Source organism: Antarcticibacterium flavum (assembly GCF_006159205.1).
Taxonomy (GTDB): domain Bacteria; phylum Bacteroidota; class Bacteroidia; order Flavobacteriales; family Flavobacteriaceae; genus Gillisia; species Gillisia flava.
This window is the reverse complement of sequence record NZ_CP040812.1, coordinates 1,650,867-1,675,126: the sequence shown is the minus strand read 5'-3', so window position 1 is coordinate 1,675,126 and position 24,260 is coordinate 1,650,867. Positions and strand designations below refer to the sequence as shown.

The 24,260-nt window shown below is 41.4% G+C and carries 22 protein-coding genes and 1 pseudogene; 11 read left to right on the top strand and 12 right to left on the bottom strand.

Annotated features, from left to right (window positions below; genetic code table 11):
• Positions 1-175: 175 nt before the first annotated feature.
• Positions 176-1,600, bottom strand: a complete 1,425-nt coding sequence (locus tag FHG64_RS06925; protein ID WP_139065730.1) for an SDR family oxidoreductase — start codon at positions 1,598-1,600, stop codon at positions 176-178.
• 66 nt (positions 1,601-1,666) lie between these two features.
• Here FHG64_RS06925 and FHG64_RS06920 point away from each other — a divergent pair, with 66 nt between their 5' ends.
• Positions 1,667-1,876 carry a hypothetical protein gene (locus FHG64_RS06920; protein ID WP_394344209.1) on the top strand — a complete coding sequence of 70 codons (210 nt, stop codon included), beginning with the start codon at positions 1,667-1,669 and terminating at the stop codon, positions 1,874-1,876.
• Here FHG64_RS06920 and FHG64_RS06915 read toward each other — a convergent pair.
• On the bottom strand, positions 1,873-2,508 hold the full coding sequence (locus tag FHG64_RS06915; RefSeq protein ID WP_139065729.1) for a MarC family protein: 636 nt from the start codon (positions 2,506-2,508) through the stop codon (positions 1,873-1,875). The two genes, FHG64_RS06920 and FHG64_RS06915, sit on opposite strands and share 4 nt — an antisense overlap.
• Positions 2,509-2,613: 105 nt before the next feature.
• Complete coding sequence (locus FHG64_RS06910; protein WP_139065728.1) at positions 2,614-3,042, bottom strand: hypothetical protein; 429 nt, start codon at positions 3,040-3,042, stop codon at positions 2,614-2,616.
• Positions 3,043-3,144: 102 nt separating this feature from the next.
• Between FHG64_RS06910 and argS the strand changes: the two genes are divergently transcribed.
• The 4 genes from argS to FHG64_RS06890 all read left to right on the top strand — a co-directional run bounded on the left by argS (position 3,145) and on the right by FHG64_RS06890 (position 7,967).
• Entirely contained in the window at positions 3,145-4,932 is a 1,788-nt protein-coding gene (gene argS, locus FHG64_RS06905) for an arginine--tRNA ligase (protein WP_139065727.1), read from the top strand.
• A 44-nt stretch (positions 4,933-4,976) separates the two neighbouring features.
• Positions 4,977-5,417, top strand: coding sequence for a hypothetical protein (locus FHG64_RS06900; protein ID WP_139065726.1), 441 nt, complete (start codon positions 4,977-4,979; stop codon positions 5,415-5,417).
• 111 nt (positions 5,418-5,528) lie between these two features.
• Entirely contained in the window at positions 5,529-6,857 is a 1,329-nt protein-coding gene (ffh, locus tag FHG64_RS06895; protein ID WP_139065725.1) for a signal recognition particle protein, read from the top strand.
• Positions 6,858-7,067: 210 nt separating this feature from the next.
• A complete protein-coding gene (locus FHG64_RS06890) occupies positions 7,068-7,967 on the top strand; it encodes a bifunctional 5,10-methylenetetrahydrofolate dehydrogenase/5,10-methenyltetrahydrofolate cyclohydrolase (RefSeq protein ID WP_139065724.1) in 900 nt (299 codons plus the stop codon).
• A 50-nt stretch (positions 7,968-8,017) separates the two neighbouring features.
• Here the strand turns inward: FHG64_RS06890 and FHG64_RS06885 are convergent, their stop codons facing one another.
• From FHG64_RS06885 to dacB, 9 genes and pseudogenes are all read right to left on the bottom strand, one after another.
• Positions 8,018-8,434, bottom strand: a complete 417-nt coding sequence (locus FHG64_RS06885; protein WP_139065723.1) for a YkvA family protein — start codon at positions 8,432-8,434, stop codon at positions 8,018-8,020.
• Between the two features lie 21 nt (positions 8,435-8,455).
• Positions 8,456-9,474 (bottom strand): annotated as a pseudogene (locus tag FHG64_RS06880) (AI-2E family transporter).
• Positions 9,475-9,482: 8 nt separating this feature from the next.
• A complete protein-coding gene (locus tag FHG64_RS06875) occupies positions 9,483-9,908 on the bottom strand; it encodes a VOC family protein (RefSeq protein WP_139065722.1) in 426 nt (141 codons plus the stop codon).
• A gap of 132 nt (positions 9,909-10,040) precedes the next feature.
• A complete protein-coding gene (gene rluF, locus FHG64_RS06870) occupies positions 10,041-10,880 on the bottom strand; it encodes a 23S rRNA pseudouridine(2604) synthase RluF (RefSeq protein WP_139067914.1) in 840 nt (279 codons plus the stop codon).
• A 96-nt stretch (positions 10,881-10,976) separates the two neighbouring features.
• Positions 10,977-11,183, bottom strand: coding sequence for a hypothetical protein (locus FHG64_RS06865; RefSeq protein ID WP_139065721.1), 207 nt, complete (start codon positions 11,181-11,183; stop codon positions 10,977-10,979).
• Positions 11,184-11,295: 112 nt separating this feature from the next.
• Complete coding sequence (locus tag FHG64_RS06860; protein WP_168191329.1) at positions 11,296-11,847, bottom strand: helix-turn-helix domain-containing protein; 552 nt, start codon at positions 11,845-11,847, stop codon at positions 11,296-11,298.
• A 9-nt stretch (positions 11,848-11,856) separates the two neighbouring features.
• Entirely contained in the window at positions 11,857-13,377 is a 1,521-nt protein-coding gene (locus FHG64_RS06855) for a helicase HerA-like domain-containing protein (RefSeq protein WP_139065720.1), read from the bottom strand.
• 28 nt (positions 13,378-13,405) lie between these two features.
• On the bottom strand, positions 13,406-14,461 hold the full coding sequence (locus FHG64_RS06850) for a S66 peptidase family protein (protein ID WP_139065719.1): 1,056 nt from the start codon (positions 14,459-14,461) through the stop codon (positions 13,406-13,408).
• Positions 14,462-14,536: 75 nt separating this feature from the next.
• Positions 14,537-15,865, bottom strand: coding sequence for a D-alanyl-D-alanine carboxypeptidase/D-alanyl-D-alanine endopeptidase (gene dacB, locus FHG64_RS06845; protein WP_139065718.1), 1,329 nt, complete (start codon positions 15,863-15,865; stop codon positions 14,537-14,539).
• A gap of 290 nt (positions 15,866-16,155) precedes the next feature.
• On the opposite strand from dacB, the gene FHG64_RS06840 reads away from it, so the two are divergent.
• The 6 genes from FHG64_RS06840 (at position 16,156) to FHG64_RS06820 (ending at position 24,212) form a co-directional block, all read left to right on the top strand.
• The gene (locus FHG64_RS06840; protein WP_218937563.1) at positions 16,156-16,923 is read left to right on the top strand and encodes a glutamate racemase; all 768 of its coding nucleotides are present in this window, start codon (positions 16,156-16,158) and stop codon (positions 16,921-16,923) included.
• Positions 16,853-17,326 (top strand): hypothetical protein, encoded by a 474-nt coding sequence (locus FHG64_RS19400; RefSeq protein ID WP_218937562.1) that lies wholly within the window; start codon positions 16,853-16,855, stop codon positions 17,324-17,326. The genes FHG64_RS06840 and FHG64_RS19400 overlap by 71 nt, the downstream gene beginning before the upstream one ends.
• A gap of 191 nt (positions 17,327-17,517) precedes the next feature.
• Positions 17,518-20,610, top strand: coding sequence for a SusC/RagA family TonB-linked outer membrane protein (locus tag FHG64_RS06835; protein WP_139065717.1), 3,093 nt, complete (start codon positions 17,518-17,520; stop codon positions 20,608-20,610).
• 11 nt (positions 20,611-20,621) lie between these two features.
• On the top strand, positions 20,622-22,037 hold the full coding sequence (locus FHG64_RS06830; RefSeq protein ID WP_139065716.1) for a SusD/RagB family nutrient-binding outer membrane lipoprotein: 1,416 nt from the start codon (positions 20,622-20,624) through the stop codon (positions 22,035-22,037).
• Positions 22,038-22,087: 50 nt separating this feature from the next.
• Positions 22,088-22,753 (top strand): peptidoglycan recognition protein family protein, encoded by a 666-nt coding sequence (locus tag FHG64_RS06825; RefSeq protein WP_139065715.1) that lies wholly within the window; start codon positions 22,088-22,090, stop codon positions 22,751-22,753.
• Between the two features lie 10 nt (positions 22,754-22,763).
• Entirely contained in the window at positions 22,764-24,212 is a 1,449-nt protein-coding gene (locus FHG64_RS06820; protein ID WP_246054322.1) for a M14 family metallopeptidase, read from the top strand.
• The last annotated feature ends 48 nt before the right edge of the window (positions 24,213-24,260 follow it).

Here is a 24,260-nt window from a genome sequence, read left to right as displayed (position 1 = left end):
GCACTAACCGATAAAATGCAAATTAAATCGACAAACAACACTGTTAAAGTTTAAAAGTTTTGTTAAAATTTTTATCGGCGTTTTAACAAACGCCCGCGTTGCTGCCCCAATAGAGGCTATAACTACAGAAATAAGAAAGTATAAAAAAGTGGTAGAAAAAGTGAGATGAAGAAAATTAACCTTTCGCAATCTTTTTAAGCATCCCTTCAAATATAAAATAATGAAATGGGAGCATCGTATACCAGTACAACCTGCCCCAAATTCCTTTTGGCCTGAAGGTGGCAGTTTGGTGTAGCACATTATGTTCGTCGATCTCAAATTCCAGCCAGGCTTCGCCGGGAACTTTCATTTCAGCAAACAACAGTAAGCGTTTTTGCTCCTTATCGGCCAGGAGGACCCGCCAGAAGTCCAGCGAATCCCCGGCAGAGATGTCGGTTGGATGGGTTCTTCCGCGACGAAGACCTACTCCTCCGAAGAATTTATCAAGGAATCCGCGTATTTTCCATAACCAGTTGCCGTAGTACCAGCCTGTAAGTCCTCCAATTGCCCATATTCTCTCAAGTACCTCCTCCGGGTTTTCCACTTTCACCTTTTGCTCATCTTTAAGGCAACCAAAGCTGGGTACCTGTATATATTTATTGGGGTCTGTGGTGAATCTTCCACTACTCATAGAATCTTTCCAGCTGGATACTACCTGGTGCTGTTCAATCTTGTAAAATGCCAGTTTAATGGCTTCTTTATATGGAATGGGTTTAATTCCAAGAATATCCTGTAGACGTGTGTCATTTGTGATCACCTCAATTTTCATGCTATCTACCAGGTTCATTGCCAGTTTATAGGAAGTTGAGGTTACAAAATACAGCCAATAAGAAGAAAGCTTTGGAGACATAAAAGGCACATCCAGGATGTATAGTTTTAATCCCCTCACCTCGGCATACTGTAACATCATTTCTTTATACGATAGTACGTCTGGCCCGCCCACATCAAATGATTTATTGTAGCATTCCTCTTTACCAATTACCCCTGTTAAAAAATTTAATACATCTCTTATAGCAAGTGGCTGGCATTTGGTTTTCACCCATTTTGGGGTGACCATAACAGGCAATTTTTCACACAGATCCCTTATGATCTCAAAGGAGGAACTGCCGGAACCAACAATAATTGCTGCTCTTAATACCGTAAGTTTATAATTGCTTTTATAAAGTATATCCTCAACCTGTTTTCTTGATTGTAAATGTTTGGAAAGTTTTTCCTCATTAACGATCCCGCTAAGGTAAATTACCTGTTGAACAGCTGTCTCCTGCATGATCGTATTAAAATTATTTGCCGCCTTTGCTTCCTTTTTTTCAAAGTCGCTGGTAGAGGCGCTCATTGAATGTATGAGGTAGTAAGCGATATCTATGTCATGTAGTTCTGGTGGGGCAGTTTGATCCTCCAGAAAATCGAGTTCCACCACCTGGATCCTTTTTAATAATTCCTTATTTACAGATAGCCTGTTCCTGTTCCTCACGGCACATACTACCTGGTGACCCATTTCAAGCAATTGGGGTAATAGTCGTAAGCCTATATAACCGTTTGCACCGGTAAGTAATATTTTCATTTGGGGATATTAAGTCCGATTAATTTAACCATTATTTACGTACTTTCACATTAAATACCAATCAATATGGAAATGAAGAATACTCTTAAGATAGTTTTATTAATTGTTGGATTGTTGCTTATAGGCTATGGCATTTATACCCTTGTTACTCCTGAAGTTGCTATGCAGGCGGGACCGCTCAAAGTGGAAGCCCAGGGTGATAAAACCCAGTCTTACGCTATGATTGGCCTGGGGATACTTGCTCTTATTGGAGGGGTTGCTTTTAATAAGCGTTAAAGCCCAAAAGAAACTCCCAGTAATTTAATAATGGATGAGCTTATATATTCTATTCCAATAGCTATTACAATAAATCCAATAATCCTGGAAACAGCGTTTATGCCTGATGCTCCTAACATTTTTACTATGTAATGGGAACTTCTTAAAACCATAAAAGTAGCAACGCAAACCAGCAGAATTGCGCTCACCGTTATAAATCGGTCAATATATAAAGGATATTCCTGGTAAAGGCCTATAAGCAGGGAGATGGAGCCCGGCCCCGCGAGCATCGGGATTGCAAGGAGGGTAAGGGAGATCCCTTCCCTCTGGAAGGCATCATCTTTCACCCGGGGTTTGTCCATTCCCTTATGTTTGGAGAACCTCCCGGTTAGCAAGGCAAACCCCGAAGAGGTGATAATTAACCCCCCTGCTATTCGCAAGGATTCCATACTTATTCCAAAGAACTGTAAGAGGTATTTTCCTGTAAAGAAGGAGATTGTCAAAATCACAAAGATATTGACTGAGGTTAGAAGGGAAATCCTGTTTTTATTTGCGGCAGAGTCATCGTGGGTCAAACCAATAAAAATTGGAACTGTTCCCAAAGGATTAATGACAGAGAATAAAGCAGCAAAAACATAAATAAATAATTCCATTTGTTTTTGCACAAAGATGCACCGGCACCCCCAATTGCGGGTTATTCAACAATTAACCAATAATTAAAATATATGATTACCCCGGGGGCCTATGTAAAGCCAATGTTATTGCATGTCCTCTATTTGAGTGGGGGCAATCCCCGTTTTGTAGTCAATGATCTTCATCATGTATTTATGTACGGCAGGACTTCCTGCTTTTACCTTGATGAAATAATGGTCCCGGTAAATAGAATATTCTTCGGCCCGGCCTTTATAGATCTTTAGTTTGTAATAGGGAATGACCAGTGCATAGGTTTCCAGCAGGGAACGAAACATCACAATAATACCATTTGGCCTCATTTCTATATTGCAAATGTTGGCATTGTTGTCAAGAACGAGTAGGTTATGAATATCGATACTGGAGGAGGTGATGTGTAGTTTTGGAGAACCGGTTCCGTTAAGCCGAAACCTTTCAAGCAGGGTAAAGGTTTTCCCAACTTCGGTATTGATCTTGTCTCGTATTTTGGGTTGATTGTAACTTATATTAACCAGCATATACTTTTTTTCTAAAGATAAGGATTTGCCATTAAAGCACTAGAGCTTGCTGCTAAATTCTCTTATCTTTGGGCTTTCAGAAATAATAAGATCTAAACGCAAATGAGTATTCAGCAAGCCATTGAACAGCAGGTTAAAAAGGCGGTAAAAAGTATATATGACGTAACATTGGAGACTGTAGAATTCCAGCCTACCAGAAAAGATTTCGAGGGAGATGTGACGTTGGTAACCTTTCCTATGTTGCGTCAAATTAAAACCAACCCTGTTCAACTAGGCCAGTCCATAGGTGCTTATCTCTTAGAGAATGTTCCACAGGTAGACAGGTTTAATGTAGTGCAGGGATTCCTGAACATAGTACTTAAAGATAGTCTTTACCTGGAGAAGTTCCTGGAAATAAACCGGCAGGAGGATTTTGGTAAGGCAACACCCGGCCCTGCCTCCCAATCCATCATGGTAGAATATTCCTCTCCAAATACCAATAAGCCCCTGCATTTGGGGCATATTCGAAATAATTTACTGGGTTATTCTGTTTCAGAGATCCTAAAAGCAGCGGGGAATACCGTGTACAAGACACAGATCATCAATGACCGGGGAATTCATATATGTAAATCAATGTTGGCCTGGGAACGTTATGGAAACGGAGAGACCCCTGCTTCCAGTGGTCTTAAAGGTGATAAGCTGGTAGGGAAATATTATGTAAAATTTGACCAGGAGTATAAAAAGGAGGTCAATGCATTAAAGGAGCAGGGCAAGACAGAAGAGGAAGCTAAGGACACTGCCCCTGTACTCCTGGAGGCTAAGGAGATGTTACGTAAGTGGGAAGCCGGTGATGAGAAGGTGGTAGACTTATGGGGAATGATGAACCAATGGGTATACGATGGTTTTGAAAAGACCTATGATGCCCTGGGGGTAGATTTTGATAAGAATTATTATGAAAGTCAAACATATCTATTAGGAAAAGATGTGGTTAATCAAGGGCTGGAGAAAGGTGTTTTCTACAGGAAAGAGGATGGCAGTGTATGGATAGATCTTACAGATGAAGGCCTGGATGAAAAAATAGTCCTGCGCAGCGATGGTACGGCTGTTTATATGACCCAGGATATTGGTACGGCAATTCAACGAGTTAAGGATTTTGATATTGACGGGATGGTCTACACCGTGGGGAATGAACAGGATTATCATTTTAAAGTCCTGTTCCTTATCTTGAAAAAGCTTGGATATGAATGGGCCAATTATCTCTATCATTTGAGCTATGGTATGGTAGACCTTCCTTCAGGAAAGATGAAAAGCAGGGAAGGTACAGTGGTAGATGCAGATGACCTTATGGAACAAATGACTCTCACGGCCAAAAATATATCTGAGGAATTAGGCAAACTGGATGATTATTCAGAAACTGAAAAAGAAGAACTTTACAGGATCATTGGCCTTGGAGCACTGAAATATTATATTCTGAAGGTGGATCCCAAAAAGAGGATACTTTTTAATCCTGAAGAATCTGTAGATTTCCAGGGGAATACTGGTCCTTTTATTCAGTATACTTACGCCCGTATTCAATCGATCCTGCGTAAAGCCGATTTTGACACTTCCTCGCAAAAGGCTGAAATACCCATAGGTTATAATCTTCATGAAAAGGAGAAAGAACTTATCAAGCAGCTTTTGCTTTATCCTGAAACTGTGCAGCTGGCGGCAGAGAATCATAGCCCGGCTCTCATTGCCAATTACACCTATGACCTTGTGAAGGAATTCAATTCATTTTATCAAAATGTAACTATTCTTGGTACCACAGAGCAAACAGAAAAAATATTCCGTGTGCAGCTTGCCAGGACAGTGGGAGAGGTAATAAAATCTGCTTTTAAATTGCTTGGAATTAATGTGCCGGAGAGAATGTAATTCGCCCGGGTTGCTTATTTTTGTCTCTATATAAAACTTTGGATATGAATAGATTGATGTATGTTGGATTGTTCCTTTCCTTTTTTGGATTGGCTTCCTGTGATGTTAGTGATGATGAGGTACCTTGTATTACAGGGCCTGTGCAGCTTTACCTGGAATTTGTAGAAAAACAGACCGGTGAGAATCTTTATGCTAATGATACCTTCCAGACTGCAACACTTGAGGTTACAGATGAGGACGGGGTTCTGGTTCCCTTTGAGTTCGTACAGGATCTTAACCGTACTTTTCTCAAGTTGACCTTTGAAAGAGAAGTTGGGGAAAAGTTGATAACCCTGGCAATAAAAGAAGACGTGAGTCTGGATCTTGAATTAACGATTGCTGTCCTGGAAGACAGTTGCAGGTCTTATTATATTAGTGAATTTGAAGTACCGGGTTACGAATATGACCAGGGAGGCGTGGCCGGGGTGGTTAGGATCCTTTTCTAGGATCCTGTGAATCAAATTTCCCCTGCAGAAACTTTTTTCTTCTGGGGTGAAAATCATTAAATTTGTTCTCCTTCCCGTATAGGGTGAGAATTTAAAATTACAGAGATAATTATGTTCGATAATTTAAGTGATAAGTTAGATAATGCTTTACATGTTCTTAAGGGGCATGGACAAATAACTGAAGTAAATGTTGCCGAGACTCTTAAGGAGGTAAGAAGGGCACTTGTAGATGCCGATGTCAACTATAAAATTGCAAAGGAATTTACCGGTACGGTAAAGGAAAAAGCCCTTGGACAAAACGTATTGACGGCCTTAAAGCCGGGGCAATTAATGGTTAAGCTGGTAAAGGATGAACTTACCCAGTTAATGGGAGGGGAAGCAGCAGGTATTGACCTTTCGGGAAATCCTTCAGTGATATTAATGTCTGGATTGCAGGGTAGTGGTAAAACTACTTTCTCGGGGAAACTCGCAAATTATCTCAAAAATAAAAAAACTAAAAAGCCTTTGTTGGTTGCCTGTGACGTATACCGTCCCGCAGCGATCAATCAGCTACACGTAGTTGGGGACCAGGTTGGTGTTGAGGTTTACAGTGATGAGGGAAACCAGGATCCTGTAAGTATAGCAAAAGCAGCGGTCGCCCACGCAAAACAAAATGGTCATAATGTGGTCATTATAGATACAGCCGGTCGTTTGGCCGTGGATGAGGCGATGATGACAGAGATTGCGAACATTCACAGCGCTATCCAGCCTAATGAAACTCTTTTCGTAGTGGATTCCATGACAGGGCAGGACGCTGTAAATACTGCAAAAACTTTTAATGAGCGTCTTAATTTTGATGGGGTTATCCTTACAAAATTAGATGGTGACACCCGTGGTGGGGCAGCTATCTCCATTAAATCTGTAGTGAATAAGCCTATAAAGTTTATAGGTACAGGTGAAAAAATGGATGCCATAGATGTTTTCTACCCGGACCGTATGGCCGACAGGATCCTTGGGATGGGAGATGTGATATCTCTTGTTGAGCGTGCGCAGGAGCAATATGATGAGGAGGAAGCCAGGAAGCTTCAAAAGAAAATCGCTAAGAACCAATTTGGTTTTGATGATTTCCTTAATCAGCTGCACCAAATTAAGAAAATGGGGTCAATGAAAGACCTTATGGGAATGATCCCTGGAGCAGGTAAAATGCTTAAAGATGTGGATATAGATGATGATGCTTTTAAGCATGTTGAGGCTATCATTTATTCCATGACTCCAGAAGAAAGAAGTACCCCAACAGTTATCAACGCCAGTAGAAAGAAAAGAATTGCAAAGGGTTCAGGTACATCTGTTCAACAGGTGAATCAATTGCTCAAGCAGTTCAATCAAATGGGTAAAATGATGAAAATGATGCAGGGCGGCGGCGGAAAGAAAATGATGCAAATGATGAAGGGAATGAAGTAATCCTTCTTCAACCTGGCAGTTATTTTTTGGATTTGGCCTGAATAACTGATATGATGACGGTTGAAATTGTTGAAGGAAGTATTCATGGTAAAGTACCGGCCAGGGCCGGGAATACAAAAGGTTACACGATCATTTAATTTTTAGCATAAATAATCCCGGTATAATTGGTATCTCAAACTGCCAACTGCACCTTTTTAAATAGATACTATAATGACTATTCTTGACGGTAAGAAAACAAGCAATGATATAAAAGAAGAGATTGCTGCAAAGGTTTCCAAAATGAAGGAGCGCGGGGAGAAAGTTCCGCATCTGGCTGCAATAATTGTTGGGAGTGATGGTGCAAGTATGACCTATGTTAACAGTAAGGTGCAGGCATGTAAAAAAGTGGGCTTTGAATCTTCTTTGTACAGGTTATCCTCCACTGTAAGTGAACTTGAACTGCTGGCTAAAATACAGGAGCTCAATGAGAATGATGATATTGATGGTTTCATTGTGCAACTTCCATTGCCCCCGCAAATAGATACGCAAAAAGTCCTGAATGCTGTAGATCCAGAGAAAGATGTAGACGGTTTCCACCCTACAAATTTTGGAAAAATGGCTTTGGATATGACTTCCTTTATCCCGGCCACACCGTTTGGAATCCTGGAACTACTTGAGAGGTACGACATACCTACAAAGGGGAAACATACAGTAGTAATTGGGAGAAGTTACATTGTTGGTCGCCCTATGAGTATTTTGATGGGCAGGAGTGGTTTCCCTGGAAATTCAACTGTAACCCTTACTCATGAGTTCACAAAAAATATTACCCAGATCATATCTCAGGCAGATATAGTTATAATAGCCGTGGGAATCCCAAATTTCCTGAAGGTAGAAATGATAAAGGATGACGCTGTGATCATTGACGTGGGAATTACTCGCGTCCCAGATGAAAAAGCTGAAAAAGGTTATGTGATCAAAGGAGATGTGGATTTTGAGAATGTAAGCAAGCGGGCATCTTTTATAACCCCGGTACCTGGTGGGGTGGGGCCTATGACTGTTTCAATGTTGCTTAAGAATACCCTGCTGGCGAGGGAAAATCATAGAAGAAAGGCTAAAGCTCTTTCCAACTAATAATAAAAAAGCCGCTACAAAGCGGCTTTTTTATTACAATCTTTTTCTTTTTAAGACTCCTCTTCCTCGTCTTCTCCTTCTTCCAGTTTCCAGTCGAGATAGTTGTGAAGATCTGTTTCCATGAATCTTAAACTAAAGGTGAGCACAGCAAAATCATCTACATATCCTATCCCCGGTATAAAATCTGGGATAATATCAAATGGATTAAGCACATATAATAATCCAAAAGCGATAGCCGCGATGGTGAACCAGGGCACATTGGTATAGATTCCCTTGCGATAATCCTGGAGCATCCCAAACATAACCTTACCCAGCTCTGTATACTTCTTTAAGGCGCTGGAACTCGAGATCTTTTTTGCTATCTCCTCCTGGTTGTCCATTACAACATCTACATCTCCCTCGTCAACTTTAGTGATCTCACCACTTACGTATTCTTCATCTACGATCTTTTCTTTCTTCCCAAACATATTTTTCGTTTTAATTAGGTTTTATAAATTATCATAATCATTCCCATATTCCTTCTTGTAAATCTTCAAAATAAGCAGAAACAGCGATATAAGCAAAGGCCCGAATATTAGCCCAATAAAGCCGAATAAGGGCACACCTACTATTACTCCAAACAGAGTGATCAAAGGGTGCACGCTTGCCAGCTTTTCAAGTATATAAAGCCTTACAATATTATCTGTAGATCCAACGACCACTATTCCATACACAAGGATAGCGATTGCCTGCCAGTTTTGCCCCATTGAGAGTAAAAGCAGGGTTACCGGTACTATTCCCAGGGCTGAACCTATAAAGGGTACCATAGAACCTATGGCGGTTATGGCGAACCAGAAAAATGGATCTGGCACACCAAATATAAGAAACCCAATAAGTGCAATAACTCCCTGAAAGATGGCTACCAGTGGAATTCCCAGTGCATTCGATTTTACAGAGAGATCACTTTCTTTTTCTATTAGCTCAATATTCTCATCATTTAATGGAATATATGTTCTTAAAATAAGGTTCATTTTATCCCGGTTAATGAGCATATAATACAGCATGAAATACATGATCCCAATAGCTATAATAGCTGTAAAGGTACCCCCGCCAAACTTTGCAGATTGGTGGAGAGCCACCCGGTTATGGCGGTGCTGTCTATGCTGTTGCTTATATTAAAACCAAGGTAATCCTGCAAATTATCTGCCTGGTCTTTTACTGCAGCTACAACTTTTTCAGAATTGGCAATGAACTTTCCTATTTTGGAGTAAAGCATTATAATGATAAGCACAACCGGTACAAGGATCCCAATAAAGGAAGCCAGCATTAATACTGCTGCCGCCAATGGCTTTTTCCATCCCAGGTTCTCCAGCTTTCTCATTCCATTCTTCAGGATCACAAACAAGGTTATAGCACCCAGTATGCCCGAAAGAAAGGGTACAATTTCCTTGAATATCAAAAACCCCAAAAAAATTATTACCAGCAGTACGAATAGTTGCCGTACTAATGAGGGTTTAAGTTTATCCATGGAGGTCCCTATTTTGCAAACAACTGGCTCATGTCCTTAAAGGCCTTGAATTCAAGGGCATTGCCCGAAGGGTCTTTAAAGAACATTGTAGCCTGTTCGCCTGTCTTACCTTTAAATCTTATATATGGCTCGATAACAAAATCTATATGCTGCTTTTTTAGTTTTTCAGAAAATACCTGGAAATCATTCCATTCCAATACAACTCCAAAATGAGGAATAGGTACGTCTTTCCCGTCTACCGGATTTCCCTTTCCTGCCTTTTCAGCACTTGATTCCTGGACATGAATAACGAGTTGATGCCCAAAAAAATTAAAATCGACCCAGTGGTCACTGCTTCTCCCTTCTTCACACCCCAGGGTGTCTCTGTAAAAGATCCTGTTTTTTTCAAGGTTCTGCACAGGTATAGCCAGGTGAAATGGTTGTATTTTACCCATAATGTAATAGTATATGTCTAATTTAAAGATAATCCATCAATTTCTAAAGACGAAAATCTTTTGAAAGGACCACCGGGTACTAAAAATATAAAGATAAGCTGAAAGGCAGCAGGAGGAAGTGGTAATAATCTGTTAAGATTTTCTCCTGGAGCGGGAAGCAGGCGTAAATTTTTTTGGTTTATCCTTTTGAGAAGTATTATGTGCAGGGTTTTTAACAGGTTCTGTCTTTAATTTTTTTGAAGAAGTAGCAGGCTCATGAGTTTTTGTAGATGAAGAAACCATTTTCTGGATTGTTTGCAACTCCTCTGCAGTAAGATCACGCCATTCTCCTAATGGAATATCCAGCTGGACGTTCATGATCCTTATCCTTTTCAATGCGGTTACCTCATAACCCAGGTACTCACACATTCTACGAATTTGCCGGTTAAGGCCCTGGGTAAGGATGATCCTGAAATCAAATTTCCCCAGTTGCTCCACTTCACATTTTTTGGTAACAGTATCAAGTATAGGTACTCCACTGCCCATTCGCTTTATAAAAGTCGAGGTTATAGGCCTGTCTACAGTCACTACATATTCTTTCTCGTGATTATTTCTTGCCCGCAGGATCTTATTAACAATATCGCCGTCATTAGTAAGAAATATCAATCCTTCACTGGCCTTATCCAGCCGGCCTATGGGAAAGATCCTTTTTGGATAATTGATGAAATCTATGATATTATCCTTTTCCACGCCAGTGTCTGTAGTACATACTATTCCCACCGGTTTGTTAAAGGCAAGATAGACCTGTTCTTCCTTTTTATTACTAATAGGCTTCCCATCTACTTCTACAAGATCTCCAGGGGCTACCTTAGTCCCCATTTCGGGTACTTTGCCATTAATGGTGACACGTCCTTTATCGATCAATTTATCTGCCTCGCGACGGGAACAATATCCTGCTTCACTTAAATATTTATTGATTCGGGTAAGTTGCATGGTCCAAAAATAAAGTAAGGCTGCAAAGATAAAGATTTTGCCTGCCATTCCAGCAGGATGCATCTTTAACTTGCAGCCTTATATTTAAAGGTGATATTAATGCTTGCGATGATCTGCAGCTACTTCATCTGTATCCTTTCGATATTTAAGCATTGAGATACCGGCAATAAAGAAGATGAACCCTAAAATTGCCAACGCCCAGGGACTCAGCATAAGGGCAATACTTCCAAAAATTCCCAGAACTCCCATTACCAGTGCAATAGCACCACCAACTAACATAATAATAGCTAAGATCTTGATCATAACATACTTTATTGGTTAAGGGATAAAGTTAGACAATCTATTAAAAAGAGGTCTTGAATTAACATTTTATAAAGATAATTCTTACAAATAGGACGATTAAAATGCTTTATTTCTACCAGCTAATCATGAAATACTTGATTTTAGCATCATCTGGGATCTGGGAAGCATTTATCCTGCTGTCTGTATCAAATCTAAGGCTGGAGGGTAGTTCCTTTTTATCTATAGTTAAGTACATATTAAGTTCGTCTATGAATACTACTGCAGAGTTTAATGTGTTCTCGATCCTGGAAATACTGTAATTCTTAACCACATCCCCAAAAGTGCTTTTTGTATTTAAGCCTTTGGCAGTTTCAAATCTGGGATCAAGGACCTGTATGTATCCAACAGTGCTAGTTGAATCAAACTGCTGCACCGGCTCCAGTATAAGAAGGGGAGAGCCTTCCCTGTCATAGATCTCAATGTCATTAGTAGCGTTTAGAAATCTATTTCCCGAGGTATTCCTAACTATGGAATCATTTGCAAAAACAGAATCCAGTTGGTTGATCCTTATCTCTTTTGTAAGAGGCCCAACCCTATTGGAATCTATTAAGAAAGGATCCTGGTCTCTGCCGCAGGCTGCCATAATCGCCGCCACACTTGCACACAGAAATATTTTTTTTATCATTTGAATTTCTTATTTAAAACTTTTATTTAAAATGCTCATCACCCCTCTAATAAATGTTGCACTGGTGAGGACTTTGATAACGGGGTTTTGCCTTTGCGATCCTCTTTTTCGGGTTGTTGTGCGGGAAATAGTTTCTCTTTCCTTCTTTGCTTTAGTGCGAGCTTCTTCCTTTTCTGCCTTTGATATCTTTGCGTTTAGAAGTTCATATGCGCTTTCCCTGTCTATGTCACCGCTGTACTTTCTGGCCAGGGTGGAGGAGCCGGTGATCTCCCTTAATTCCTGTTCTGTAAGTATATCCATTCTGCTCATTGGTGCCCGCAGCATTGTTGCAGCGAGCGGGGTGGGCCTGCCTTTATCGTCAAGAGCAGAGATCAATGCTTCCCCTATTCCTAACGCCGTAAGGACTTCTTTGGTATCGTAATATTTAGAAAGAGGATAATTTTCTGCTGTTAATTTTATGGCTTTCCTGTCTTTTGCAGTAAAAGCGCGCAGGGAGTGCTGGATCTTAAGTCCCAGCTGGCTTAGGATCTCTGCAGGTACATCTGTAGGGTTTTGAGTTACGAAATAGATCCCTATCCCCTTGGACCTTATAAGTTTTATGATGCTTTCCAGTTGATCCATCAACGCGCCAGATGCTTCTTTGAATATGAGATGCGCTTCATCTATAAATAGAATTAGTTCCGGGTTTTCAGCATCCCCTTTTTCAGGGAATTCAGAATATACTTCTGCAAGCAGGCTTATCATAAACGTGGAAAAGAGCTTTGGTTTATCCTGTATGTCATCCAGTCTTAGGATGTTGATGTAACCTTTCCCCTCTGGGGTTTTCCTTATAAGATCGTGGACTTCAAAAGAAGGTTCACCGAACAGGCGGTCCCCGCCCTGTTGTTCCAGGGAAACAATATTTCTAAGGATGGCTCCCGTAGAAGCTTTGGAAATTCTCCCGTAGTCTTTTTCAAATTCTTCTTTACCTTCATCTGTGGCATACTGCAGGATCTTTTTAAGGTCCTTCAGGTCCAGAAGTGGTAGGTGGTTATTGTCACAATATTGAAAGATTATGCCCAAAATACCGGTTTGGGTATCGGTAAGATTCAGGATACGGCTTAAGAGTACGGGTCCAAACTCGCTTACTGTTGCTTTCAGCTTTACCCCGGGTTGATCTGAAAGGCTCAGGATCTCAACAGGAGAGCGCTGGGGAGTGAATTCGAAATCGATTAACCTGTGCCTGCTCCTTAATTTTTCATTATCTTCAGCAGCTTTGGCTATTCCGCTTAAATCACCTTTAATATCCATTAAAAGGCAGGGGATCCCTTTATCTGAAAGATTTTCAGCAAGTATTTGCAGGGTTTTTGTTTTTCCGGTTCCTGTTGCCCCGGCTATTAAACCGTGCCGGTTAAGGGTGCGTAGCGGGATCTTTACACGGGCTTCTGCAACCGGTTGTCCATCGAGCATCGCCGCTCCCATAAAGATATGGTCTCCTTTGGAAGAATAACCCTGTTGAATATGTTGTATAAATTCCTCCCTGTTTTCCATATTATATGATTTTATTTAATAACCCCTTTTAAATTACCGCCGGCTGTAACAATCTTATAGTTCCTTCACTTGCATCAATCTCGGCACCAAGCCCGTTGGGAATTGTTGAATTATCATCAATATGTCCAATCATAGCGCCTGTATATGCGGGAATATTTAATGGTTTTATATAATGGTCTATAACTTCTTCCATCGTGAGGGAACCATAGCCGCTTCCTGGCTTACAATCTGTGCATTTTCCAAATACAAATCCTGATATTTTGTCAAGTACTCCACCCAATTGCAACTGGGACATCATCCTGTCCACAGCATAGATCTGTTCCCCCACATCTTCGAGGTAAAGGATCTTATTGTCCCAGTTGTTAGGAAAATAAGGCGAACCCATTATACCGGTGAGAACAGAGAGGTTGCCGCCAAGCAATTCTCCCTTTGCCTTACCCGGCTGTATAGTTCTTATCCTGTTTTTTGTAACCACAAGGTTCTTTCCTTTCTCAGCAGGATTTTTATAGGTAACCGTTTCCGCCTCGAAAAGCACTTTTCTAAAGTTTGAATAGCTAAAGTCATTCCAGGTAGATACAGCAAGAGGTGCGTGAAAGGTAACCAGTCCTGTCTTTGCATATATTGCCAGGTGAAGGGCAGTGATATCACTATACCCTATAAAAATCTTGGGGTTTTTAGCAATGAGTTCGTAATCAAGTTTCTCAAGGATCCTTGCTGCTCCAGAGCCACCTCTAAGGGCGATGATAGCGTCAATTTGAGGGTCCCCAAACATCTCAGTAAGCTCTGCAGCCCTTTCCTCATCGGTTCCCGCAAGATGCCCATATCGATTATTTACAAATTGTCCAAGTTTCACCCGTAAGCCCATTGCCTCAAAGGTCTCCACCGCGATCTCATAAGGTTCAGTTTCAAAAATTGCACTGGAAGGGCTTACTATTCCTATAGTATCACCTTCTTTAAGTCGCCGGGGGAGATCGGGTTTATTTATTGATGAGGTGAGGAATGTTTCCTGCGGAAGTGTAAAAGCTGAAAGGGAAACAGCGAGTCCTCCTGTTCCAAGATTTCTTAAAAAGTTTCTTCTCTCCATTGATTCTGTATTACGCTGAAGCCATTTTGTGCTAATTTAAAAGAATTAGCCAATTTTATTAACTTTTATTGCTGCTTAATTCCTTTCATATAACTGCTTCAGGATCACCTCCATGTTTTCCTTTAATTCTGAAGTAGGCACCACATAATTGCTGTTCATAAAACTGAAAGCAAGGATTTTCCCCGATTTTGCGCGTAAGAATCCGCTAAGGCTATGGTTGTTCCTTAAAGTGCCGGTCTTTGCAAAAATATATGGGGTGGCGGCTGCATAATTGTTTTTAAGGGTGCCCGATACTCCTCCGGTAGCCATTAAACCGAAAAGTCTTTCTACCGGAGCTTCAGCCTTGATCTTTCTCAACAGGGCCACCATGGTACGAGGTGTTACAAGGTTATACCTTGATAAACCCGAGCCATCTACCCACTGCGGCTCGTCGGGGAGGTCCTGTAAATGATTTTCCAGCATGTGTGCTATTGCAATCTCTGTTTTTAGTGTGTCGGCAATCTTACCTGCCGCCAAAAGCAGAATTTGCTCAGCAATGAAATTATCGCTCACCTCCATCATACGTCTATAAATACTATCCACCGGTAAACTGTAAAGGGTTTTGGGATTTCTGAACTGGGATTTAGGGTCCTGCAGGAGGACGACCTCTTTTTGCAGCGTGTCTCGTAATATATTTACCAGTAATTCGGGAGAGTATTTCACAGGAACCTGTTGGGGCTGTGAACGTTGGGAGGTATTTTGATCAAAACTAAATTTATTGGAAAGCATCTCTCTTCGCACACCTCTAAAATTTTCTGAAGTAGTAACAGGCCCAATGGAATCTTTAAAAATGCCCGGGCTTACCCTCGGCACTTTAGCACCGGCAGGAAATTCTACAGATATCCTATTTCCGTAGACGGGAAAAGAAGATCTTTCTACGCTGTAATAAGAATTATAGTCGTCCCAGGACCATCCCGGCCCAAAATATTTTTCAGTAAAAGAAGGAGGAAAATAATAAAGTGTTTCACTGCGATTCCTTAAAAACTCTGCAATCTTCGATTCCTGCAAGTCAGGATTTAGGAAAGAAGGATCCCCTGTTCCTTTGAAAATAACAGAGTCGCCCCTTACTTCATATTTCAAAGCAGGAACAGAGTCTCCCAGTATCTTTAAGCCTGTATATAAGCTAAAGAGTTTTATGTTGGAAGCCGGGGTGAAATATTTTGAGGCATTATGTTCATAGATCATTTTTCCTGCTGTAAGATCATAAACTGCCAGACCTGCAAAACCCTGCTCAAAGGAAGGCGATTTCTTAAACGTCCTGTCAATTATTTTAGTTGAAGAACAGGACGAGAACAAAAGGAATAAAAATGAGAGGAAGAAAAAGAGAAAAATAGTGTGCCGTGATATTCGAAATTTGGAGACCATTTAGACAGTTTAAGGCGATAATCAATTAGTGGCTTAAATTTAGTTTTTTTAGATAATATGAAAAGTCAAACTTAGGTTTATTTCGATTTATAGATTTTACTCCTTCACAGGTTAACAGGATTTGACCTCTTCCAGGTACTTGGTGTTTCTAACTTTTTGGAGTACATTTAAGTTTGTTGGTTTTTTTTCGGGACCTTTTCCAGTAAGTGGAAGTTTTTTTTGGGCTATGGATTTTAAGTCTGTGGGTATACGTTCACCATTCTTCTGTTTTTAATTTAAAATTCCATTATATGCATTTCTTTCGTCTTTATCTCCCTTCGATCCTAATACTTAGTCTGAGCATTGCCTGTAAAAACAACCAGAAGGAAATGGTGGATCCCCGGGTGAATACAGAGGAAGAAAGGCCAATTATTTCAAGTATTCTCGAAGACCGGGAGTCCTTTTATTATGTGAATTTTGAAGAGTACCCTGCCATGGACCCCACCCTGCCAATTGGGGTGTTTGACTCGGGAACAGGAGGTTTAACTGTGCTGGATGCCCTTGTGAATTTTGATGCTCATAATAATCAAACACGAGAAAAGCAAAGCGATGGTAAGGCCGATTTCCTGGAAGAGGAGTTTATCTACCTGGCAGACCAGGCCAATATGCCTTACGGTAATTATTCCAGCGAGGAGAAAACCGATTTACTTGTAGAACATATTATAAAGGATGTGCAATTCCTGGTTTCCAATAAATACTACCGGGATGGTAAAGACAGTATCGTTCAAAAGGACAAGCTTCCTGTAAAATCCATAGTTATTGCGTGTAATACAGCTACTGCCTATGGTAGTGAGCTTGTGCAGGAGTTTTTCCTTAAAACGGGGATAGAGTTAAAAATTATAGGGGTTATTGATGCAGGAGCAAGAGGAACATTATCACGCATGGAACTGGAAGAGGATGCAAGCGTGGGGGTAATGGCTACCGTAGGGACCATCCAGTCAAAAGGATATGAGAATACCATCCTTAGAATTAACCTATCTAACCCTTCAAATCCGGGATATCCTGGAGGAATTGTATAATTATCAAAAGGAAGGACAATATATCTACAGGGATCATATGGTGGAAGATGTGGCAATTGTAGATCCGGCTGTGAATGTTGCAGAGGAGCTGTATGAATATTTACAGCAAAAAGCACTTTTTAATCCTGCAGGCAATATTGCGAACAGTGAGTTCTATATAAGTGTTCCCAATTCCGGGAATCCCCGTGTGAAAGTAGATGAGAATGGCAGATTTCCCTATGATTATAAATATGGAAGACAGGCAGGGGAGATACAGGAATACGTGAAGGTTGTGCCCTTCAGCCGTGACAATATCCCTCAGGAAACCCTTGAGCGACTGGAGAAATCCATTCCTCAAACCTATCAATTAATTAAGGATTTTTCTCAATCCAATCCCAAGACAAATTTTTTGAAGAAAGTATAAGGATGTAGGTTGTGTTTCGGTTTAAACACCCGCTAATCTGGTTATTTTCAGTGCTTAATAAATATTTCCTCTGCTTGGCCAAAAGTGAAATTTTTTAACAGGCAGGTGCAGTTTATCGGTTTTTTTTGCTTTGTGTTTTGAACAATTATGGTATATTAGTTTCTAATCCTAATTTTTTAACAAACAAACCAATGAAAAGCAAAATTACATTTCTTGTGTTACTTGCTCTTTTTCAGGTATCTGCTATGGTAGGCCAGGAGAGGACGGTAACAGGACAGGTAACAAGTGCAAGAGACGGCATGGTCCTTCCGGGGGTCAATGTTATTGTGAAAGGTACTACAGTGGGTACCACGACAGATTTTGACGGTAATTATTCACTTACCGTACCTACAAATGCAACCCTGGTGTTTTCATCTCTTGGTTTTGGGACAAGAGAAGTAGCTGTAGGCAACCAGCAGGTTATCAATGTAGAGTTATCTGAAGACCTGGAGGGGCTCGATGAAGTTGTTGTTACCTCCTTTGGTATTGAAAGACAAACCAGGGCGCTGGGATATGCCGTGCAGGAAGTTACTTCAGAAGAAATTACGAGAACGAAGCAACCTAATATTGTAAGTGCCCTTCAAGGACAGGCTGCCGGGGTGCAAATTACCAATTCAGGTGGAGCTCCGGGGCAAAGTGCACGAATCATTATAAGGGGTGTGAACTCACTTGATCCAAATGCAGATAACCAGCCATTATTTGTTATAGATGGGGTGCCAATTGATAACTCCACTACAGAATCTGGTGGAACCCCACGTGGTCTTTCAAACAGGGCTGCAGATATAAACCCTAATGACATAGAATCCATGAACGTTCTAAAAGGTGCTGCGGCAACAGCTCTTTATGGAGTGAGGGCAGCAAATGGTGCGGTTATTATCACCACCAAGAAAGGAAAGGCAGGGGATGTGAGAATTAATGTGAGCAGCAGCGTAGGTTTTGAAGAGGTGAATCAATACCCTAAATTCCAGGAAACCTATGGGCAGGGATTTGCCGGAGTTTATGATCCTAATTCCTTTTGGCCAAATTGGGGGCCCTCAATGGAGGAAATTAGACAAATTGATCCAGATGCGCAATTCTACGATATTTGGAGAGATGCAATGAATACGGGGGTGCAGTATGATAACTCTTTTAATATTTCCGGCGGGACAGAAAATGCAAATTTCTATGCCTCTGTAAGTAATCTTGACCAGGAAGGGATCCTTCCTTTCAGTACCTGGGGCAGGACTACCGCAAGGTTAAACGGAGAGCTGAAATTCAGTGAGAAATTCTCGGTTGCAGGTAATATGTCCTATGTGGTTTCTGGTGGTAACAGGGTGCCCCATGACAGGTTTATGGAACGTTTGGTATATAACACGCCAAATAAAGACATAAGGGATTATATAAACGAAGATGGAACTATGAATCAAAGAGGTGGCAATACAAATCCAATATATGATGCCCGGTTTAGTACGTTTGAAGATGAGGTGAACCGTATAACCGGAAATTTCAGGTTTACATACACTCCCTTTGACTGGATGAATTTAAACTACATTATTGGAACAGATTATTTCCACGATGCCCGTACCTCAATTACTCCCGGTCCACTGGGAATTGAAGGGGAATTACCATTAAGCTCCCAGGGTTTTATTACTGAAACAAGAATAAACAGCCGGGACCTTAACTCCAACTTCTTTGTTACCCTTTCCAGGGACTGGAGTGAAAAATTTAGTACCGTACTGCGTGTTGGTAATGATGTTTTTGAAAGGGACCTGGAGAGAGTTGATGCTACGGGAACAGAATTCGTAATTCCGCGTTTTTATGACCTTAGTTACACAAACCAGCTTTCAAATTCCCAGGACAAGCGCCGGAAAAGACTTGTAGGTGTGTATGGGGACTTAAGTATTGAGTATGACAATATGCTGTTCTTAAATATTACAGCGAGAAATGACTGGACCTCTACCTTGCCGGTGGGTAATAATTCCTTCTTTTACCCATCTGTAAACCTTGGTTTTGTGTTCACAGAGGCTATGGATAGTCCAGATTTTCTCACCTTTGGTAAACTAAGAGCATCCTATGCTGAGGTTGGTAAGGATACAGATCCTTATTTAATAGGACAAACCTATACGGCTCCTAATGTTTATCCATTAGGCGGGCAGGTAGGTTTTACAAGGTTTAGCCAGTATGGAGACCTTAATCTACGGCCGGAAAGAACAACAGCGATAGAATTTGGAACAGATCTTAGATTCTTTGAGAACCGTTTAGGATTGGACTTTACCTGGTATAAATCCAATAGTAAGGACCAAATTATTCCTGTTCCGGTTTCCAATACCACCGGTTTCTCCACTTTTATTACAAATGCAGGGGAAATAGAAAACCGCGGGGTTGAGTTTATTCTTAGAGGTACCCCTATAAGAACAGAAGATTTTAGATGGGAAATTGCCCTTAATGCAGCTTATAACAGGAATGAAGTTGTCTCCATTAGGGAGGGAATAGAGCAAATTGCGCTGGGAAGCCAGTTTGGGTATGCTGGAAGTACTGTATCTTCTATCTTAACAGAAGGAGAGGCTTATGGCAACATTTATGGTAGTAGTTACCGTAGGTTTGGAGCAGATGAAAATACCACTCATCTCGACAGGGACCTTCCTATAGTTATAGGTGAAAATGGTTTCCCGGTAAGGAATGGGGAGTTACTTATTTTAGGTAATGCGACCCCCAAATGGATAGGGGGCTTAAGGAATAACTTGACCTATAAAGGTTGGGACCTGTCTTTCCTTATAGATTTCAGGACCGGGGTAGAGCAGTATAACCAGTATGACATGTTCTTCTCTGCATTTGGTATAGCAGAAAGAACCCTTGAAAGAAATTCATTCAGGGTTTTTGATGGGGTGCTGGCAGATGGTACTCCCAATACCCAGGAAGTATGGCTGGGACAGGGTGTGGGGCCAGATGGCCGTGACTACGGTGCCGGTTTTTATCGTAATACAGAGCGTACTGTGAGTGAAAACTTTGTGCAGGATGCCTCTTTCGTCAAATTAAGGAATATCACCCTTGGGTATAATTTTAACGATAATATCCTAAGCTCACTTGGTTTCATTAATTCTGCCAGGATTGCTGTAGCAGCAAACAATATTATCCTTTATACGCCCTGGGATGGGTTTGACCCGGAATCATTTAGTGCCGGTGCGGGTGGTAATGCCGTTGGATTTACCGGTCTTGGCTACCCTGGAGTTCAAAGTTTGTTTTTTACACTTAACCTAGGTTTCTAAAAAAGTTTATTATGAAGATTATAAAGAAAATATTTACGTATTCGTTGGCAATGGGTGCACTGGCCACGCTTGGCTCCTGTGATGACTACCTTGATATTAACGAGAACCCGAATAATCCCACAGAGGCTCCTCTGGCGGGGTTAATGACAAATTCCACTTACGAAACGGCCCAGAATGTCTACAGGCTGGGAAGTACTACTTCAAATTATGTGCAATATTTGGCATCGCCTAACCCGGGTGGAGCTGCAGATACTATGGAACCTACAAGTTTCGATAATACCTGGGCTACGCTTTACAGTGTGATGACAGATCTTAATGATATGATCACTGCAGCACAGGAAACCGGTGCAAACCATTATGAAGGTGCGGGCCAAATCCTGCTTGGACTTCATTTGGCTATGACCGTGGATGCCTTTGGGGATGTGCCGTTTAGTGAATCCTTCGATTTTGCAACCCTGACCCCGTCCTACGATGATGATGCCCAGCTTTATGACAGGGTTTTGGCACTGCTCAACGAAGGTACTTCCAATATGTCGCAGGAAACCACTTTGCCCCTGGGGAATGATGATTTTATCTATTCCGGGGATGCAGATAAGTGGGTGAAATTTGGAAATATGCTGCGTGCAAGGTATTTAAACCATTTAAGTGGTACAGGAGCATATGATCCTGCTGCGGTATTGGCAGCTTTGGAGGGAGGTTTCGAAAGCAGTGCAGATGATGCACAGGTAGAGTATTTTGAACAGGCATATAATCCCTGGGCAACTGTAGCCATTAATAACGCCAATTTATTTCTTGGTGGCTGGATATCTGAACACTTCATTGCAGCCTTTGATGGTACGATCCACGGAGTTGAAGATCCACGAATGCCCTTAATCATTGGTGCTACAGACGAAGGCGAATACATTGGGGTAAAAAGTGGTGCCGGGAGGGGCGATGCTCCAGAATCTGGTGCGAGATCTACCTTGATCGAAGACCAGTTCTATACTGAAAGAGAGGGGCCGGTTCTAATCGCTACTTATTTTGAGCAAAAATTCATTGAGGCTGAAGCCGCTTTCAGTATTGATAAATCCAGGTCCTACCAGGCATATCTGGAAGGGATTGAAGCTCATATGAGAAAAGTGGGGGTGCCGGAAGGAGAGATACAAGCCTACATAAACAGCCCGGAAGTAAGTATGGGGGAAGCTGCTTTTACAATGGACGATATTTTTGAGGAAAAGTGGAAAGCAATGTTCCTTCATCCTGAAGCCTGGGTAGATGCCAGGAGATTCGATTACCAGTATGAAGGTTTCGAATTACCCGCAAATCTTAATCCAGATCTCAATGGCCAGCTTATACGACGCCTGGCATATCCAGATTCTGAAAGGAGCAGGAATGGAAGTAATGTTCCAAATGTTACTTTGCTCGACAGGATCTTTTGGGATGAATAAAGACTTTTAAACCTGAAAAAATCTCCCGATATTGTCGGGAGATTTTTTTTATGCGCTATTTTCGAGTTTCGTTACTTTTACTTATTATTTCCTGTAGCCCTTCCCGGCATGCAGGTGATATTATTGATCGACCTGTTAAATTTGATGAAGAGCGAAAGGAACTTACCCTGGAGTATCTGCAAGACCGCTATGGAATTGCGAAGGAACAGCCGGTGATACAACCTAAAATGATTGTGGTTCACTGGACAGCCATACCCACTCTTGAAGCTTCGTTTGCCGCTTTTGATCCTGTAAGATTGCCCGGCTCAAGAAGTGATATACAGGGGGCAGGTGCCCTGAATGTTTCAGCTCATTTCCTTGTAGACAGGGATGGCAGGATATACAGGTTAATGCCGGAAATCTGGATGGCCAGGCACGTCATTGGCTTAAACCATTCAGCAATAGGAATTGAAAATGTAGGAGGGACCCCGGTCACCCCTCTTACCAAAGCCCAGTTAATGTCCAATCTTTTTTTGGTAAGTTACCTGGCTACAAAATATTCCATAGATTATGTAATTGGACATCATGAATATACCCTCTTTGAAGGCCATCCTCTCTGGTTGGAAAAGAATGAAGCCTATCGCACCACCAAAGTGGACCCGGGGAAGGAATTTATGAATGATCTAAGGAAAGGATTTACAAAGTATAATTTTAAACCTCTGCCGGTTAAAAACTAAAATGAAAAATATGAATACAATAAAGATCACATTGCTTTTTGTGCTATGCGGCCTCACAGGCTTCGCACAAACTCCACAACTATATAAGGACCTTTATGATTCCTATTCAACATATAAAGTGGATGATTTTGACCAGCGAAGGATAAAACATACAGCGGTAAAAAATCATCTTAAAGAATTGGGGTCTAATGAACTTTTCAACCTGCAACAGGTGGGGACTTCTATCGAGGGCAGGGAGCTTTACCTTTTAAGTGCAGGAAAGGGAGATACGCAGGTGTTTCTCTGGTCCCAGATGCATGGGGATGAATCTACAGCAACACGGGCTCTTTTTGATATCTTCAATTTTTTGCAAAGCGATGAATTTAAAGCTGAAAAAGAAAAGCTGTTTGCTGAGCTTACCATCCATTTCCTGCCAATGCTGAATCCAGATGGGGCAGAGAAGTTCACACGACGCAACGCGTTGGGAATAGATGTGAACCGTGATGCTTTAAGGCTGCAGTCGCCAGAGGGGCAAACTCTTAAAAGAATTAGGGATAGCCTGGACGCCGATTATGGTTTTAACCTCCACGATCAAAGCAAATATTACAATGCCAGCCGCACCGGGAACCCTGCAACTGTTTCATTTTTGGCGCCGGCATATAATTACGAAAAGTCCATTAACGAGGTAAGGGGAAATGCTCTTAAGTTAATCGTTGAAATGAACAGGCACCTGCAGGAGTATATCCCCGGGCAGGTAGGACGATATAATGATGATTTCGAGCCCCGGGCGTTTGGGGATAATATCCAGAAATGGGGCACGAGCACCATTCTTATAGAATCTGGTGGTTATCAAAACGATCCTGAAAAACAGGAGATTAGAAAATTGAACTACAGTATGATCCTCACAGCACTTTTTGCTATTGCTGAAGGTGATTTCCTGGAAAATGATATCGCGCTTTATGAGGAAATTCCGGAAAATGACAGGATGCTCTTTGACCTTAAAATAACTGAAGTGACCTATGAACTTTTGGGCAATGAATACCTTCTCGATTTAGGAATAAACCGGCAGGAAGTAGATGATGAGGAGAATCGCAGTTTTCATTACAAAAGTCATATAGTAGACCGGGGAGACCTTTCAACCAGTTATGGCTATGAAGAATTCAATGCTGAAGGTTACGGGATAAAAATGCCGCAAGTGTATCCGCAGGAATTGACAATTGAACAGGTGGAGGAGCTGGACCATGCTGCATTGCTCAAAAAGGGCTATGCTTATATTCCTGTCAAAGACCTTGGCAGTGATAAAAAATCCTCACCCTATCCCATACATATGGTTAGTCCCGGCTATAAAGTGGGAAATGACCTGGAGTCAACTTTTTTTCTTGAAAAAGACGGGCGCATTGAATATGCGGTGGTCAACGGCTTTCTTCTGGACCTGTCCAGGGACGAGCTGGAAATTGAAAATGCCCTTATAATAAAATAATTACAGAGGTTGTAATCTTCATTGTTATAAGCGTCTAAAAAGATGAGA